The following is a 16,787-nucleotide window of genomic DNA, read 5'->3' as shown; positions in this document are numbered from 1 at the left end:
AATATATTCCTGTTGCGCAAATCGCGCTATGCAGAATGTTCATCTTTTCAGGGGCAAAACATTTTTTTGCTACATTTGTATAACACGGGGCACAAAATGCCCTCGACCATAAAACGCGCTTATGTTGTGATCGGGGTTCAATAAATCACTAAACAAGGTATACTCCGGAGTTGTTTATTGTACTAAACGCTCCTGTGAGAGGATGCTACTGCGCACCTATGACTCAATTCGCTTCTCCAGTTCTGCATACGTTGCTGGATACCGACGCGTATAAACTGCATATGCAGCAAGCCGTTTTCCACCACTACTATGACGTTCACGTCGCGGCGGAATTCCGCTGTCGTGGCGACGACTTGCTCGGTATCTACGCAGACGCCATTCGTGAACAGGTCGATGCTATGCAGCATCTGACGCTGCAGGACGAGGAATATCAGTGGCTTTATGGCCTGCCTTTCTTCAAAGCCGACTACCTGAACTGGCTGCGCGATTTCCGCTATAAGCCGGAGCAGGTCACCGTGCTTAACGATAACGGCAAACTGGATATTCGCCTTGAAGGTCCGTGGCGGGAAGTGATCATGTGGGAAGTGCCGCTTCTGGCGGTGATCAGTGAACTGGCTCACCGCTACCGTTCGCCGGAAAAAGGCGTCGAGCAGGCGGTCGCCGCGCTGGAAAATAAACTCGCAGCCTTCTCCGCGCTGACCGCAGGGCTGGACATGTCCCGCTTCCGCCTGATGGACTTTGGTACGCGGCGCCGTTTTTCGCGCGACGTACAGGAGGCCATCGTTAAACGTCTGCAGCAGGAGCCGTGGTTCGTGGGCACCAGTAACTACGATCTGGCCCGTCGCCTCAACCTGACGCCAATGGGTACCCAGGCGCACGAGTGGTTCCAGGCGCATCAGCAGATCAGCCCTGACCTGGCCAACAGCCAGCGCGCGGCGCTGGCCGCATGGCTTGAGGAGTACCCGAATCAACTCGGGATCGCCCTCACCGACTGCATTACGATGGATGCCTTCCTTCGCGACTTTGGACCTGAATTTGCAGAGCGATATCAGGGGTTACGCCACGATTCAGGGGATCCGATCGAGTGGGGCGAGAAAGCGATTGCCCATTACGAGAAACTTGGCATTGACCCGATGAGCAAAGTGCTCGTCTTCTCGGATAATCTCGACCTGGCGAAAGCGGTAGAACTCTATCGTCATTTCAACACCAGAGTGAACCTGAGTTTCGGGATTGGTACCCGGTTGACCTGCGACATTCCTCAGGTAAAACCTCTGAATATTGTGATAAAGCTGGTGGAATGTAACGGCAAGCCGGTGGCGAAACTCTCCGACAGCCCGGGTAAAACCATCTGCCATGACAAAGCGTTTGTCCGCGCATTGCGCAAAGCGTTCGATCTCCCCTTGATTAAAAAAGCCAGTTAAGCGCTTACGGGAGCCTTTATGGCTCCCTTCCCTTATTTATTTCTCAATTCTTCTCTTTTGACTGCGAAATTTACTTGTCTGATAGCGGATGGCAGGTAACATAGATATCCCCCCATAAGGGTGGACAAGTATTTATTTTTTCCGACTATTAACAGAGAGAATATTATGAGCGTTGTGCCTGTAGCCGACGTACTCCAGGGCCGTGTCGCCGTTGACCAGGAAGTCACCGTGCGCGGATGGGTGCGTACCCGCCGAGATTCTAAAGCTGGCATCTCCTTCCTCGCCGTCTATGACGGTTCCTGCTTTGATCCTGTACAGGCCGTCATTAATAATTCTCTGCCCAATTACAATGATGACGTTCTGCACCTGACAACGGGCTGTTCCGTTATTGTCACCGGCGTGGTTGTAGCATCACCGGGCCAGGGCCAGAGCTTCGAAATTCAGGCTTCTGCCATTGAAGTCACCGGCTGGGTTGAAGATCCGGACACCTATCCGATGGCGGCTAAACGTCACAGCATCGAATATCTGCGTGAAGTGGCCCACCTGCGTCCGCGTACCAATCTGATTGGTGCGGTGGCGCGCGTGCGTCATACGCTGGCGCAGGCGCTGCATCGTTTCTTCGATGAACAGGGTTACTTCTGGGTGTCGACCCCGCTGATTACCGCGTCCGATACGGAAGGTGCCGGTGAGATGTTCCGTGTCTCAACGCTGGATCTCGAAAACCTGCCGCGCACGCCGGAAGGTAAAGTGGACTATGACAAAGACTTCTTTGGTAAAGAGGCCTTCCTGACCGTTTCCGGTCAGCTCAACGGCGAAACGTACGCCTGTGCGCTGTCTAAGATCTACACCTTCGGCCCTACCTTCCGTGCCGAAAACTCCAACACCAGCCGTCACCTGGCGGAATTCTGGATGCTGGAGCCGGAAGTGGCGTTCGCCGACCTGGACGATGTTGCGGGCCTGGCGGAAGCGATGCTCAAGTACGTGTTCAAAGCGGTGCTGGAAGAGCGTCCTGACGACATGAAATTCTTTGCAGAACGCGTAGACAGCGATGCTGTGGCGCGTCTGGAGCGTTTTGTGTCTGCCGACTTTGCGCAGGTGGACTACACCGACGCGGTGGCGATCCTCGAGAAATGCGGTGAGAAGTTCGAGAACCCGGTTTACTGGGGCGTTGACCTGGCGTCTGAGCACGAGCGCTATCTGGCCGAGAAGCATTTCAAAGCGCCGGTTGTCGTTAAAAACTACCCGAAAGACATTAAGGCCTTCTATATGCGCCTTAACGAAGACGGTAAAACCGTGGCAGCGATGGACGTCCTGGCGCCGGGCATTGGTGAAATCATCGGTGGCTCTCAGCGTGAAGAGCGTCTTGATGTGCTGGACGCGCGTATGGAAGAGATGGGGCTCAACCCAGCTGACTACAGCTGGTACCGCGATCTGCGCCGTTACGGTACCGTACCGCACGCCGGTTTTGGTCTGGGCTTCGAGCGTCTGATTGCCTATGTTACCGGTGTTCAGAACGTTCGCGACGTGATTCCGTTCCCACGTACTCCACGTAACGCCAGCTTCTAATCGCTAAAAGACTAAAATGGCCAGCATCTGCTGGCCATTATTTTATTCTGTATTGTCAGTTTTCGTCAGCTTAAAGTCAGCGTCTTTAAACCTTCGCCCCGTCACAACCACTACCTGTTACGTTTTGTTTCCGCGAAACATCCAGCCACAAAAAATAACCCCTAGTCTTATTGCGATTATTTCACCATCGGGCAATAGCACAAATTTCAACCATTTTTACAGCCATCCAGAAGGCTTTCAGTAGTCATAAGAAAAACCGGGTCGTTTAGCGTCTGTTTATATGAATTGCCTTTATCCAAATTAATCATAAGGAATTCATATATATAGGATATGCTCTGTTGTTTAATTCGCCAGGGCACTCTGAAGTTTGAGGTGGTTCACAAAGTTCCCAAAAATACATATTTAGTTACACATATTTTCTTTCTGTTACTCAATCTTGAGAATTGTAGCACTTTCAGGCTAGCGAAACGCTTCGGCGAATGGAAAGATGCCTGTCAGATACATAAAGACACCTAACTCTCATCAATAGTTCCGGAAATATTTATTGACAGAATTTATTGACGGCAGTGGCGAGTGTCATAAAAAAACCAATGAGGGTAATAAATAATGATGAAGCGCAATATTCTGGCAGTGGTAATCCCTGCCCTGCTGGTAGCCGGTGCAGCTAACGCTGCAGAAATCTATAACAAAAACGGCAACAAGCTGGACTTCTACGGTAAAGTTGTGGGCGAACACGGCTTCACCACTTCTGGCGAACATAAAAACGCTGACTCCTCTTACGGCCAGATCGGCTTCAAAGGCGAAACTCAGATCAATGATCAGCTGACCGGTTACGGCCAGTGGGAATACCGTGCACGCGCCGGTGCAGCTGAAGGTGACCAGACTAACGTAACTCGTCTGGCATTCGCGGGTATCAAAGTTTCTGAAGCAGGTTCTCTGGACTACGGTCGTAACTACGGTATCGTGTACGACGTAGAATCCTACACCGATATGGCTCCATCCTTCTCTGGCGAAACCTGGGGTGGCGGTTATGTTGATAACTACATGACCAGCCGTTCTACTGGCCTGCTGACCTATCGTAACAACAACTTCTTCGGTCTGGTTGATGGTCTGAACTTTGGCGTCCAATACCAGGGTAAAAACGACCGTAGCGATCTGCGTAAAGCGAACGGTGACGGCGTTGGTCTGTCACTGGGCTACGAGTTCGGCGAAGGCTTCGGTCTGATCGGTGCCTACAGCACCGCTAACCGTACGCTTGAGCAGAAAGAAGATGGTAAAGGCGATAAAGCTGAGTCCTGGGCAGTTGGCGCGAAATATGATGCGAACAATATCTACCTCGCGACCGTTTACGCTGAAACCCGCAACATGAGCATCCTGGGCGATAGCACAGAGACTGTGTACGACGTTGCTAACAAGACTCAGAACTTCGAAGTTATCGCTCAGTACCAGTTCGACTTCGGCCTGCGTCCTTCCGTTTCTTACGTTCAGTCCAAAGGTAAAGACCTGAACGGCATCGGCGACCGTGACCTGGCGAAATACATCACCACTGGTGCGACTTACTACTTCAACAAGAACTTCAACGTGTACGGTGACTACCGCTTCAACCTGCTGGACGACAAAGATGCGTCCACCAGCTGGGTTGGCTCTGACAACCAGGCTACCGTTGGCGTAACCTACCAGTTCTAATCAGAACACCACTTTGTTATATGCTTAATGAACAGGGCTTCGGCCCTGTTTTTTTATGCCTGACAGAAAATAATGGCGACTTTTGAAAAGCCGCACGCTTTTCGTCGCAAACGGTTGGCATTTTGTAAATCTACCGTTAACCTGATAGCGGATTTCACTTCTGTAATCACAATGGAACTTCGTCATGTTTGAGAACATTACCGCCGCTCCTGCCGACCCGATTCTGGGCCTGGCCGATCTGTTTCGTGCCGACGACCGCCCTGGCAAAATCAACCTGGGTATTGGTGTATATAAAGATGAAACCGGCAAAACTCCGGTACTGACCAGCGTTAAGAAAGCTGAGCAGTATCTGCTGGAAAACGAAACCACCAAAAACTACCTCGGTATTGATGGTATCCCTGAATTTGGTCGCTGCACCCAGGAGCTGCTGTTCGGTAAAGGCAGTGCAATTGTGAGTGACAAACGTGCCCGCACAGCACAGACCCCAGGCGGTACCGGTGCGCTGCGCGTGGCGGCGGATTTCCTTGCGAAAAACACCTCTGTTAAGCGCGTATGGGTAAGCAATCCAAGCTGGCCGAACCACAAGAGCGTGTTTAACTCTGCGGGTCTGGAAGTGCGTGAATACGCCTACTACGACGCGGCAAACCACTCTCTCGACTTTGACGGCCTGCTGGCGAGCCTGAGCGAGGCGCAGGCAGGTGACGTGGTGCTGTTCCACGGCTGCTGCCACAACCCAACCGGTATCGACCCGACGCTTGAGCAGTGGCAACACCTGGCGAAGCTGTCCGTAGAGAAAGGCTGGCTGCCGCTGTTTGATTTTGCCTACCAGGGCTTCGCCCGTGGTCTGGAAGAAGATGCCGAAGGCCTGCGCGCGTTCGCAGCCGTGCACCAGGAGCTGATTGTCGCAAGCTCATATTCCAAGAACTTCGGTCTGTACAATGAGCGCGTGGGTGCCTGTACGCTGGTTGCCGCTAACGAAGAGACCGTCGATCGTGCGTTCAGCCAGATGAAATCGGTTATCCGCGCTAACTACTCTAACCCACCGGCACACGGTGCGTCTGTTGTTGCGACTATCCTGAGCAACGATGCGCTGTGCGCTATCTGGGAACAAGAGCTGAACGATATGCGTCAGCGTATTCAGCGCATGCGCCTGCTGTTTGTGAACACCCTGGCTGAGAAAGGCGCGGATCGCGACTTCAGCTTTATCATCAAACAGAATGGTATGTTCTCGTTCAGCGGTCTGACCAAAGAGCAGGTTCTGCGTCTGCGTGAAGAGTTTGGCGTGTACGCCGTGGCCTCTGGCCGCGTGAACGTTGCAGGCATGACGCCTGACAACATGGCGCCACTGTGCGAAGCGATTGTCGCCGTACTGTAATTTGCGCCCATAAAAAAGCCTGCGTTATGCAGGCTTTTTTTAATCGGGTTACCAGACAGGCATTTCATCCTGAAGGAACGGGTTATGGAGCCGTTCATAGCCCAGCGTCGACATCGGACCGTGTCCAGGGATAAACGTTACATCATCACCCAGCGGCAATAACTTCTGTTTAATCGACTGAATCAGTTGACCGTGATCGCCGCGCGGAAAATCGCTGCGTCCTACGCCACCTTTGAAAATCACATCGCCGGAAATCAGCAGACGGGACTGGTCATCAAAGAAGACGATATGGCCTGGCGTATGCCCAGGACAATGCAACACCTGTAAAGTCACATTCCCTATGCTAACGCGCTCTCCTTCGTTCAGCCAGCGATCGGGCGTCAAAGGCTGACACTCATCCAGGCCAAACATGCGGCTTTGGGCGGGTAACCCCTGCAGCCAGAACTCATCTTCTTTTTCCGGACCAACTATCGGCACGCCGTAGTGTTCAGCCAGTTCAGCCGCTGCACCCACATGGTCGAGGTGACCATGCGTCAGTAAAATCTGCATGAGCGTCACGCCGCTGTCGGCGACTTCCTGCTTGATCTTCTCAGCGTCACCGCCGGGATCGACAAGCGCGGCCAGTTTAGTCTGTTCGCACCAGATGAGAGAACAATTCTGGGAGAACGCGGTAACCGGAATAATACGATAGTTCATACTGCTCCTGTGTTTCGTTATTACCAGTGCCGAACCGGACCGGTATCAATATGCACAAAGTTGCTGCTGGGGTAATATCCTACACCACCTGCGCGCATAGATAACGCAGCTTTGCGAATATTGGCTAACGAAACGCCTTCAATATGGAAGTCCATTGCCTGTCCCTTCGTGTGATAGCTTTTTTTCGCTACCCCGCGACTGTGGGCGCGCAGTTCATTATTGGTATCAATCGAGCGATAGCCAGAAATGAGCTGAACCGGCTTGCTGGTGCCCAGCAGGCCCTGAAGGCGGAAAAGCTGATCAAACAGTCCTGGATCGATGGCTTTTATTTTATTCGCGCGGAAATCACGGAAAAAATGGTTAAGTCTTGCTAATTCATCCTGAATATAGCCTCTGCCATCGAAAAACTCCGCTTTTAGCGACTCACCGGTATGCAGGTTGTTGAGCGTTAAAACTCGCGGACGAGGTGTCGAGAGGGTGGCAAATGCTGGCGTCGGCAAGATGGCCGCTGCGCCAAGCGCAACACCACCTAACGCCAGCAGTTTGCGGCGATTAGCGTCAAATTTGTCCATGATAATCAGGTCTACAGGTAAAAGAAATCGTAATATGCTTAGCGCACGAAGGGCACCTTAACTGGCAAAACCGGGTACGTCAAGGCGCCCAACCCCAGTGAATACGCGGCTTACAGCGATATTGCCCCTTATTCACCCTAACTTACGACAATCATTTTTCCCGAACTGCTTCATTTACCTGATTAATTGTTCCGCTTTTGGCAAAATTTGTGCGCCGGATCGCGCGGTGAGATCATAATTGTAAATATCTGTACGGTACTGAGTACGCCCGTCTTCGCCAACAAACGCCGTCAGATAGTAGAGATTGACCGGAATGTTGTGTCGAATATTAACGTAACGCGTATCCCCCTGCTTCAGGGCATCGGAAATGCGCGTATCGTTCCAGCCCGCATCCTGCAATAGCATATCGGCCAGCTCCGAGGCTTTGTTCACGCGTACGCAGCCAGAACTCAGCGCGCGAGTATCTTTCTGGAACAGGTTGTGGTTCGGCGTATCGTGCAGATAGATAGCGTCTGAACTCGGCATATTGAACTTGTAACGCCCTAAAGAGTTATGCGCCCCGGGTGCCTGCTGGAAACGGAACGGCAGATTAGAAGCCGTAATTGTCGACCAGTCGACCATATAAGGATCGATGGCCTCTTTACTGTTCCATCCGCGCATCACCGTATAGCCATGACGTTCCAGATACCCCGGATCGTTCCAGACCTTCGGCAGAATGTCTTTTCTCGCCAGCGTCGGCGGCACGTTCCACGGTGGGTTAACCACCACGTTATTCAGCGCGCTGCTCATCATCGGTGTTTTACGATCCGGACGTCCGACAATCACGCGCGACGCCAGTTTTTCGCTACCGTCCTGATAATAGACCAGGGAATAAGCCGGAATGTTAACCATAATTCCGGTAGAGAGTGTTCCAGGCAGCAGGCGCAAACGCTGGATATTGAGCGCCAGCACCCCTGCCCGCTGCGCAGGCGATACGTTCAGCCAGTCTCGCGTCGTCTGGCCAATGACGCCATCGGCCCCCAGCCCCTGTGCGGTCTGGAATTGCTTCACTGCCGCAACCAGCTCGCGATCGTATGCTGCGGGTTTATTGCTGACGGCAATCGTTTTTTTCTCTTTCACGGGAGCTGACGGGCTGACCGCCGCGTTTTGCGGATCGTCGCCTGGCAACGCAATATGTGGCCCGCCATCAAGAAGACCGGAGCGAGTCAGGATCTCGCGCAGGGCAGGCACATCGCTGCTCCACTGCCCCGGACGCAGCGTCGCGGTGCCGCGCATCTGAGGCCATGGGCGCGAGTCACCCACCAGCGCGAGGAGCGACTGGTGCAGAGTGGCATATTGTGGGTGCGCCGGTGCGAGGCTGGCGATAAAGCGCGGCAGTTCGCCGTTATCCAGCGCTAACTGCCATTGGTTAATCACCGACAGTGCCGGCGTCGCCAGCTTGTACGGCTTATCGCTGTAAAGCCAACGGTTGCCGTTGACCGGAATACCCGCCACGAACTGCAGGTAGCCCATCATGGCATCGGAAAGCACCACGTCCCGCGCCTGCCCGGTGACGGCAGGATCGGTTAACAGCTCAACCCATTTTGTAAACTGCGGCTGAAACCCTGCAATCGCGACCTCCGCGAGCTGTTGCTGGAAGGCGCGCACGGCATCGCGGTTTTCCCACATCGGTTTCATATCGCGGGCAGCATAAAGGAGCGTGAGCTGATTGAGATAGACAGGCGCGTACCCGGACGGCAGCCCCGACTGCAGCTGCTGGCTGAGCGATTCGGCGTCGATACCTTCCGGCAGCGGCTTAATACCGGCCATGATAGCCGTTGCCGGAGACTGGTCCAGAGGCTGGGACAACGACGTTGGCTGCACGCCCGTCGTTGCCGAGCTGTCAGTCGGCACAATTTCAGGCTCGTCGGCCTGGGCGGTTAACAGCGGAGCAAACATCACTGCCAGGCATAGACTCAGCGCCGACAGCTGACGACCACATTCTTTCTTAAGCAACATCCCTTGCCCCCTGTTTTCACGACATGCCCATCACGTTGGGGCTTTCTTTCATTATAGGTAGACGGCTAAGCTGTTGCCTTACCTTATGTAAAGAAGTTTAAAGATAACGCAGCCCTAAGCACAAGTTAAGTTTAAAAAAAAGCGGCGCCAGGGCGCCGCTTCGGGTCAGAAGACGCTTCAGGAAGCGTCCGCCGTGGTTTCAGGCAATGATTCTGGCGGCTGCGGCGCAAAGCCACGCAGCCCAACAACGTGAACGTGTTCGCTGTTCTGGAACACTTTACGCACCAGCTTGTAGGTTGTCCCTTTTTCGGGACTGATGTTCTCAGGTGCCGCAATGATGAGCTGCATATCGAGACGTTCGCAAAGCTCAAAAAGCGTGGCAATGGAGCGCGCATCAAGACGCGCAGCCTCATCAAGGAACAGCAGTCGGCATGGGGAGATGTCTTTGCCGCGCAGGCGGCGCGCTTCGTCTTCCCAGCTCTGTACCACCATCACCAGAATTGACATACCGGTACCGATCGCTTCACCGGTAGAGAGCGCTCCGGATTCCGCACGCAGCCAGCCGTCTGAGCCACGGTTTACCTCAACTTCCATTTCCAGATAGTTTCGGTAGTCCAGCAGCTCTTCACCGATGGTTTGCGGCGTACGCTGTCCCATATCAATCTGCGGGTTCAGGCGCTGATATAGCTTCGCAAGCGCTTCGGAGAAGGTCAGACGGTTACTGTTAAACAGATCCTGATGCTGCTCGTGCTGCTCAGAAAGCACTTCCAGCAGGGTGGCATGCGCTTCACGCACGTTAACGTTGAGGCGCACGCTGTTCACCTGACCAAACGACACGCTCTGCAGCCCCTGGTTGAGCTGGCGGATACGGTTCTGCTCGCGCTGAATGGTTTTACGAATAATGTTCGCCACGCTGCGGGAGCTGATTGCCAGCTTCTGCTCGCGGGAGGTCAGCTCTTCCGTCAGACGGCCCAGCTCGATTTCCATCTGTTCGATGGCTTCGACCGGATCGTCAGTACGGATGATGTCCTGGCGAATACGCTCGCGCAGGTGCTGGTAAACCGCCACGAAGAACTGGATTTTACGTTCAGGACGTTTCGGATCCTCAGACATACGCAGGACATCGCGCAGGTGTTCGTTATCCGCCACCGCCAGACGCAGGGCACCCAACGCCTTATCCGACATGGAACGCAGCTCATCGGCGGAGAGATATGCCAGCTCGCGACGGTGCAGACGACGCTCGACGTTATTGTCTTTCACCATGCGCATCACCGCGCACCAGCCCGCCTTGGCGGTCACGACCTGCTCACGCATTTCATGATAATCGCGTTCCAGCTTGCGCAGGCGACGGGTCAGGTTATCCATTTCCGCTTCGCAGAAGGTCAGCGCTTTTTCCAGCTGATTACGACGCGCGCGGTTATTGCTGAGCTGCGAATGCAGTTCGTCACGACGGATACGCGCGCGCTCTTCTGCCCCGCTATCGGCACGAACGCCGATGTCCTGAAGCTCTTTCTGCAGATCGTTTAACAGCTCTTTCTTGGTGTCGAAGGAGCTTTTCAGCGAGGCCAGCACCTGGTTGTACTGGTTCAGCTGAGCGGAGTGGCTGCGCATTGCTTCGCGCGCGCGAGTACGTTCCGCTTCAGCCTGCTCAAGGCGCTGACGCAGCTTTTCGTTCAGATCACTGTTACCGCTCAGCATTTCCGCCGAATCGGAGTAACCGAAGTGGGCGCGACGCTGCACCACCTCCGTCAGGGCAAACGCCTGCTGACGCGCCTCGCGCTGCACCTGCTGCGACCAGGCATAGTCTTCTTTCAACTGCTCAAACTGTTCCGGGTCGCTCTGCAGGACAGACACGACCGGCTCCAGCTTCGCCAGCTGATTACCGTGCTGCTGCACGAAGCGCGCAGCTTCCTGCGATTCATCCAGACGCTCCTGGATCTCGTCCACGCGATCGGCCAGGGTGTCATCCGCCAGCAGATTCAGGCGCGGCAGAATGCGGTTAAGGGCAGCAACCCCCTCTTTGGCCTGTTCAAACTGAACTCGACTCTGCTGGTTATCACTTTCATGGCTGGCAATCGCACGTTCAAGCTCGCCACGGCGGGTATTGAGCTTGCGGATTTCGGCTTCCGGATCCGCGTCAAATGCCACGGCGAGATGGCTGCCGATAAAGCGGCTGAACGCCTGGTGCAGGCGCTGGGTTTTCTGCACGTCAAACGACAGGGTCGCAAAACGTTCCGACAGCGTTTCACGCTCGGCGTGCAGGCTTTCGATGCGGCTTTCGCGCGCGGCGCGGCCAAACAGCGGCAGCTCAGGGAAGCGGGAATAGCGCCACTGACGGTCGGCGATTTTCACCACCACCGCTTTTTCCAGCTCGTCGACGCTGAATACGCTGTCATCGAACGACTGCGGATCCCCTTCGATCAGGTAGAGATCTTCCGGACAATCTTCCAGTCCGGCAAGCTGCTCAGAAATCAGCGACAGATCCGGGACCACTATCGCGTTGCGGGATGGACCGTACAGCGCGGAGAAGTAAGGGGCATCATCAAGACCTACGTCGTCATAAATCTCGGACAGCAGCACGCCGCCGAAACGCTCGGCGAGTGCATTCAGGCGCGGATCTTCTGACCCGCCCGGCTGGCTTAAGCGCTCAATTTCTTCGTCGACGTCACGCTTGCGCGCGCCCACTTCATCACGCTCAACAATGGCTTCGCGCTCGCGCTCCAGCAGCTGCTGCAGGTATTCTGTCACTTCCTGACTGGATTCGAACTGCTCGCCGCACTGTTCGCTGAGCTGGTTCAGGCTGCTTTGAGCCGCCAGCCAGACCGGCGCCCGCTCCAGAAGCGTCTTCGAACGGGACTGAAGCTGCTCCAGCTCCTGACGCAGAGTCATACGCTGTTCGCTGGCGCTGGAGACCGTGTCTGAAAGCGCAGCGATACGCGCCTCAAGTTCCTGATGCAGGGCCTCAAGCTCGTCAAAATCGTAATTTTTTCCCTGACGCTTGCAGAATTCCGCCAGCAGACGCTCGGCTTCCTGCTGCTCGCGCAGACGCTGCTCCAGCTCGTTCAGACGCATACGCAGCGGCTGAACCTGCTCGGCCAGATGGCGCTGGTTCACGCCGTCGCGCAGCAGCTCACGGGCAACGTCCCAGGCTTCGCTACGCGCCAGCGGGCCGTTAATCGCAACGACTAATTGATAAGCCTGCTCAAACTGGCTGTGCGCCGTTTGCGCGACGCTCATTTTCTGTTCGAGGGAGAGCAGTTTTTCGGTGGCTTCCTGCTCTTTGGCCTGGAAGGTATCCAGCCACTCGTCGGCGCTTTCCGGCGTCAGGTCAGGCAGATGGCACAGCTCTTTCGCGCGCTGCAATGCCTGCAATGCCTGGGTGTACTGAATCGCTCGCGTCTGCTGCACGTCAAGTGCCTGCTGGTAATCGGCAAGCTGGCTTTTCAGCTCATCCACTTCCAGCTCGGCGGCTTCGGCGCGGGCTTCGTTCTCTTCCTGCATGTCGGCGGCTTCGGCCACCACTTCATTTTGCTCTTCGAGACGGATCTGCAGCTCGTCGAGGTCCGCTTCATAGCGCTCGATTTTTTCCTGCTGACGCAGCGCGGTTTGCACCAGGTTCAGGTGATCGCTGGCGGCCTGGTAGTCGGCTTCCAGGTCGCCCTCGGCACCGTTGTGCTCACCGAGTTCGCGCGCCATTTCGACGTGCTTGTACTGCTCGGCCACCAGCTGTTTACGGGAGGTAAACAGCTCGCGACGGTATTCTAATGCCTGATCGAGGTGGACGCGGCGCTCGTTGGCGTGGCGCATGTAGTCCGCCGCCACGTAGTTGGTGGCTTCGCTGATCAGGTGTTTAAACAGGTCACGATCGGACTGGGTAACGCGAATCGCTTCCAGCGTCATACGGTTTTCACGCAGCGCCGCTTCCATATCCTGGAAGGCCTTACGCACCCCGCTGTTTTCCGGCAGCAGGTAGTCGCGCAGGGAGCGGGTAATCGCGCTGGAGATACCGCCGTACAAGGACGCTTCGATCAGGCGGTAGTATTTGCTACGGTCTGATGCGGTGCGCAGACGACGCGCCACCACGCCCAGATCGAACATGAGCGAGTGGTAGTCGGTAATCGAGTTGAACTGCTTGAACTGCACGCCTTCAATGGCTTCCAGTTTATCCTTCAGCTCCTGCAGCGTCAGCACGCGCGCCTGGCGTTCATTCAGGGTTTCCGTCAGCAGCGCCGTCGGCTGCACGGAGGTCGGCAAGCCCTGAATCGCAAACGGCTTGATATCCACTTTACGGTCACGGCCGGCGACCTGCTGCAGGCGCACGCCCACGACTACACGCTGATGGCGGGAGTTAATGACGTCCAGAACCGAATAACAGACGCCGGCCTTCAGCTTACCGTGCAGACCTTTATCACGGGAGCCGCTTGTTGCTCCCGCTTCGGTGGTGTTACGGAAGTGAAGCAGCGTAAGGTCAGGGATCAGCGCCGTGACAAAGGCCGCCATGGTGGTGGATTTACCCGCCCCGTTACCGCCGGAGAGCGTCGTGACCAGCTCATCCAGATCGAACGTTCGGGCAAAGAAGCCGTTCCAGTTAATCAGCGTCAGTGAGCGAAATTTACCGCGTTCAATCATTACTCTTCCTCCCCGCTATCCGGCAGATTCTCTTCATGCTCATCATTGAGCTGCAAATGGTTTTCCACCGGCATCGCTTCACCGTCGCGGATCATGCGAAGCTGCGCTTCACGCGCGTCATCGCCCGCACGCACGTCGGCGCCGAAGCGGAAGACAGATTCCGTAATGCGGAATTTGCTGCTGTCGTGGCCCATAAACCAGACCATTCCCAGACGACGCAGACGGTTCAGGGAAGAGCGAACCTTTTCCTGTAATTTCTGACGGTCAAGATCCGAACCCGTGGAACGGTTGTTCACCAGCTTGAGCAGCTTGCTCTCATCTGCCAGCGTCAACAGCTCGTCGTAAAGTTCCTGCTGGGTGAAGATCCCTTCATTCGCCAGACGTTCCGGGCTGAGGTAGAGGTAGCAAAGAATTTTGCCGACCATCATATCCAGCTCGGAGAGCACGGAACGCGGAATCAGCGTCGTGGAGCGCGGGCGCAGGTAGAAAAACCCTTCCGGCGCGCGGATAAGCTCCACGTTGTAGCGCGCGTAAAACTCTTCCAGGTACTCCTGGAAGTCCATCAAAAAGGCGTGATTATCCAGCTCGTCTAAGCCAATGTGACGACCGGCACGCAGCTGGCTGTCCAGCGCCGGAAATAACGGATTCGCCAGCGCCTGTGCCAGCTTAACCGGCATCACTTGTTCAATATTTGTCAATGACATGCGCCTGTACCTTGGCTCCGTAATCGTTAATTGGCTGCCACTTCGGCGGCAGTCCGGTGAAATCTGCTTGCGCGATACCCAGGCGCACCGCCTGGTCTACCACAATGCGGGCAACGTCGAAGTGGCGCGCACGAGGATATTGCGCCAGATAGTCGCGCACCACGAGTCCAAGATCCAGCGGAGCTTGTCTGGTTTTGTAGACCGCGAGCTGTTCTTCGATCATCGCCGCAAGCTGCTCGCGAATTTCGTTAAATTCTTCGTATTCCAGATCCGGCGGCAGTTCACCGGTCACCTCTTCATCGCGCAGCGCCATCTCTTCGTCACGCATATCCAGCAGACGATCGGCATTGGCATAGGTCAACGCCCACGGCGCATCGAAATAGGTCTGTACCGACTGACGCAGACGCTGAGCAAAGACGCGGTTTTTATCCATATCGATCGCGGTACGGATAAATTTATGCACGTGTCGGTCATAGCCGATCCACAGGTCGATCGACTGCTGGCCCCAGCTGATAATACGGTCGAGTTTGCTCTGCAGGTCGAACACCAGACGGTCAATAAAGTGCAGATCGTCGTGCGCCAGGGTCGCATCCTGGATGCGCAGAAGGTTCGCCTGAAGCTTATCCCCTGCGGCTTCCAGCGTATCCTGGAGCTCACGCAGCGTTCCGGAGGTTTCTGACAGCAGAAGTTCGCAGCTGGAGATGGCCGCTCGCCAGTCTTTATTCAGCAGCTGCGCGATATCGTCTTTCACCTGCTGCTGCTGCTCGTCCATCAGTCGCTGGGTGAGATCGATACTATCGAAAATCTCGGCCACCGAATATTTCAGCGGCGCGTAGACGTTACGGTGCCAGTGGAATTCGTCACCGTTTTCATCCGCCGCGTCGGCGGCGCGCTTAAGCTCACCCGCCACGATCGAGAGCTGCATGGAAAGACGCAGCGTGGAAAATTCACGCTGGCGGATATAATAATCGGTGATGCCGATGCCCAGTGGCGTCAGACGATAGATGGCGTTTCCTTCCGCCTGCTCGCTGGTAAAGCGGTTCAGCAGACGTTGACGCACCATATCGTTGATTGCGTTGTTGGCACGCACGCTAATGGTTTCGCTGGTTTGCTCAAACGCATCACTGACATGGCGGAACGCATCCACCAGTTCACCCTCGCTCATTTCACCATCCAGCCGTTCGCCGTTCAGCGTGGCAACCGCCAGCAGGAAAGAGAGTCTGTCTACCGGCAGCGAGATGGAGAAATCGTTTTTCCTGGCCCAGGCAACCAGTTCGGGGACTGTCTGGGAAAATTCACTCATAGGTTATCCTTGCATCTGCGGCTTGTGCGCGGTGACGTGAATATAGCGGCCAAGGCTGATAAAAGGCTCCTGACGGCAATACCGCGTTTCTAATTCTGTTAAGGTGTCAAAACAGTCACGCTGTTTGTGTTTTTCACGCAGATAATCATGAAACACCCTGACGCCCGTCTTCCCGACTATCTGCCAGCCAATCGCTTCCAGCCAGCCATAAACCTGCTGTGGATCGCGCGGATAGTCCGGGGAAAGCGTGCGCTTTTTCTTTTTGGGCATCCCGACCTGAACATAGTCGAAGTTTCCTGCAACCATGTTGTGCATCAGAAAGCCGTTAGCATTGTAGAACATCAGCGACAGCGTGCCGCCCGGGCGCAACATCGACCACAGGGTTTGTAACACGCTTTGCGGATCGGCAACCCACTCCAGCACCGCATGAAACAATATCAGATCAACCTGGGTTTCCAAATGCTGTGCGATGTCCTGAGCGGCGCATTGTATAAAATGCATGTTGTCGCTCACACCTTTCTCTTCTGCCGCACGCGTCGCCCGGGCGACCATTTCAGCAGAAAGATCGCAAAGCGTGACGTGATGACCGCGTTCAGCCATTTTTATGGCCGTCTGCCCTTCACCGCCACCGGCGTCCAGCACGCGCAACGTTTGACCACCGAACGTAGCCAGAATGGTGTCCAGATCCTGCCAGAGGATCGTCTGACGGAGCTGCCCTTTCGTGGTGCCATAAATGTTGCGCGAAAACTTTTCCGCGATGTCATCAAAATTGCGATCCCGCATTGGGAGAGTTCCACTCGCTAACTGCAAAACCGCTATTTTGTCACACCCGCGCGG

11 protein-coding genes are annotated in these 16,787 nt (G+C 55.1%); 4 read left to right on the top strand and 7 right to left on the bottom strand.

Annotation, left to right across the window (positions count from 1 at the left end):
• Positions 1 to 218 precede the first annotated feature (218 nt).
• The 4 genes from pncB to aspC all read left to right on the top strand — a co-directional run bounded on the left by pncB (position 219) and on the right by aspC (position 6,048).
• On the top strand, positions 219 to 1,421 hold the full coding sequence (gene pncB / locus USH94_RS17120) for a nicotinate phosphoribosyltransferase (protein WP_111964554.1): 1,203 nt from the start codon (positions 219 to 221) through the stop codon (positions 1,419 to 1,421).
• Between the two features lie 165 nt (positions 1,422 to 1,586).
• Complete coding sequence (gene asnS / locus USH94_RS17115) at positions 1,587 to 2,987, top strand: asparagine--tRNA ligase (RefSeq protein WP_111964555.1); 1,401 nt, start codon at positions 1,587 to 1,589, stop codon at positions 2,985 to 2,987.
• Between the two features lie 606 nt (positions 2,988 to 3,593).
• Positions 3,594 to 4,673 (top strand): porin, encoded by a 1,080-nt coding sequence (locus USH94_RS17110; RefSeq protein WP_111964557.1) that lies wholly within the window; start codon positions 3,594 to 3,596, stop codon positions 4,671 to 4,673.
• Between the two features lie 184 nt (positions 4,674 to 4,857).
• The gene (gene aspC, locus USH94_RS17105) at positions 4,858 to 6,048 is read left to right on the top strand and encodes an aspartate transaminase (RefSeq protein WP_111964558.1); all 1,191 of its coding nucleotides are present in this window, start codon (positions 4,858 to 4,860) and stop codon (positions 6,046 to 6,048) included.
• 48 nt (positions 6,049 to 6,096) lie between these two features.
• On the opposite strand, the gene USH94_RS17100 is transcribed toward aspC, so the two are convergent.
• The 7 genes from USH94_RS17100 to cmoM all read right to left on the bottom strand — a co-directional run bounded on the left by USH94_RS17100 (position 6,097) and on the right by cmoM (position 16,733).
• Positions 6,097 to 6,744 (bottom strand): MBL fold metallo-hydrolase, encoded by a 648-nt coding sequence (locus USH94_RS17100; RefSeq protein WP_008499950.1) that lies wholly within the window; start codon positions 6,742 to 6,744, stop codon positions 6,097 to 6,099.
• A 20-nt stretch (positions 6,745 to 6,764) separates the two neighbouring features.
• Complete coding sequence (locus tag USH94_RS17095; RefSeq protein ID WP_032639289.1) at positions 6,765 to 7,316, bottom strand: YcbK family protein; 552 nt, start codon at positions 7,314 to 7,316, stop codon at positions 6,765 to 6,767.
• Positions 7,317 to 7,490: 174 nt separating this feature from the next.
• A complete protein-coding gene (ldtD, locus tag USH94_RS17090) occupies positions 7,491 to 9,314 on the bottom strand; it encodes a L,D-transpeptidase (protein ID WP_111964559.1) in 1,824 nt (607 codons plus the stop codon).
• 177 nt (positions 9,315 to 9,491) lie between these two features.
• Positions 9,492 to 13,943 (bottom strand): chromosome partition protein MukB, encoded by a 4,452-nt coding sequence (gene mukB / locus USH94_RS17085; RefSeq protein ID WP_111964560.1) that lies wholly within the window; start codon positions 13,941 to 13,943, stop codon positions 9,492 to 9,494.
• Positions 13,943 to 14,647 carry a chromosome partition protein MukE gene (mukE, locus tag USH94_RS17080; RefSeq protein ID WP_008499954.1) on the bottom strand — a complete coding sequence of 235 codons (705 nt, stop codon included), beginning with the start codon at positions 14,645 to 14,647 and terminating at the stop codon, positions 13,943 to 13,945. The genes mukB and mukE overlap by 1 nt, the downstream gene beginning before the upstream one ends.
• Positions 14,628 to 15,950: a chromosome partition protein MukF gene (mukF, locus tag USH94_RS17075; RefSeq protein WP_041910621.1), complete on the bottom strand. Its 1,323-nt coding sequence runs from the start codon at positions 15,948 to 15,950 to the stop codon at positions 14,628 to 14,630. The genes mukE and mukF overlap by 20 nt, the downstream gene beginning before the upstream one ends.
• 3 nt (positions 15,951 to 15,953) lie before the next feature.
• Positions 15,954 to 16,733: a tRNA uridine 5-oxyacetic acid(34) methyltransferase CmoM gene (gene cmoM, locus USH94_RS17070; RefSeq protein ID WP_023311004.1), complete on the bottom strand. Its 780-nt coding sequence runs from the start codon at positions 16,731 to 16,733 to the stop codon at positions 15,954 to 15,956.
• Between the last annotated feature and the right edge of the window lie 54 nt (positions 16,734 to 16,787).

This window comes from Enterobacter sp. 148H3, from assembly GCF_034107425.1.
Taxonomy (GTDB): Bacteria; Pseudomonadota; Gammaproteobacteria; order Enterobacterales; family Enterobacteriaceae; genus Enterobacter; species Enterobacter vonholyi.
The sequence above is the reverse complement of the archived record's forward strand: the minus strand, read 5'-3'. Positions and strand labels throughout refer to the sequence as shown.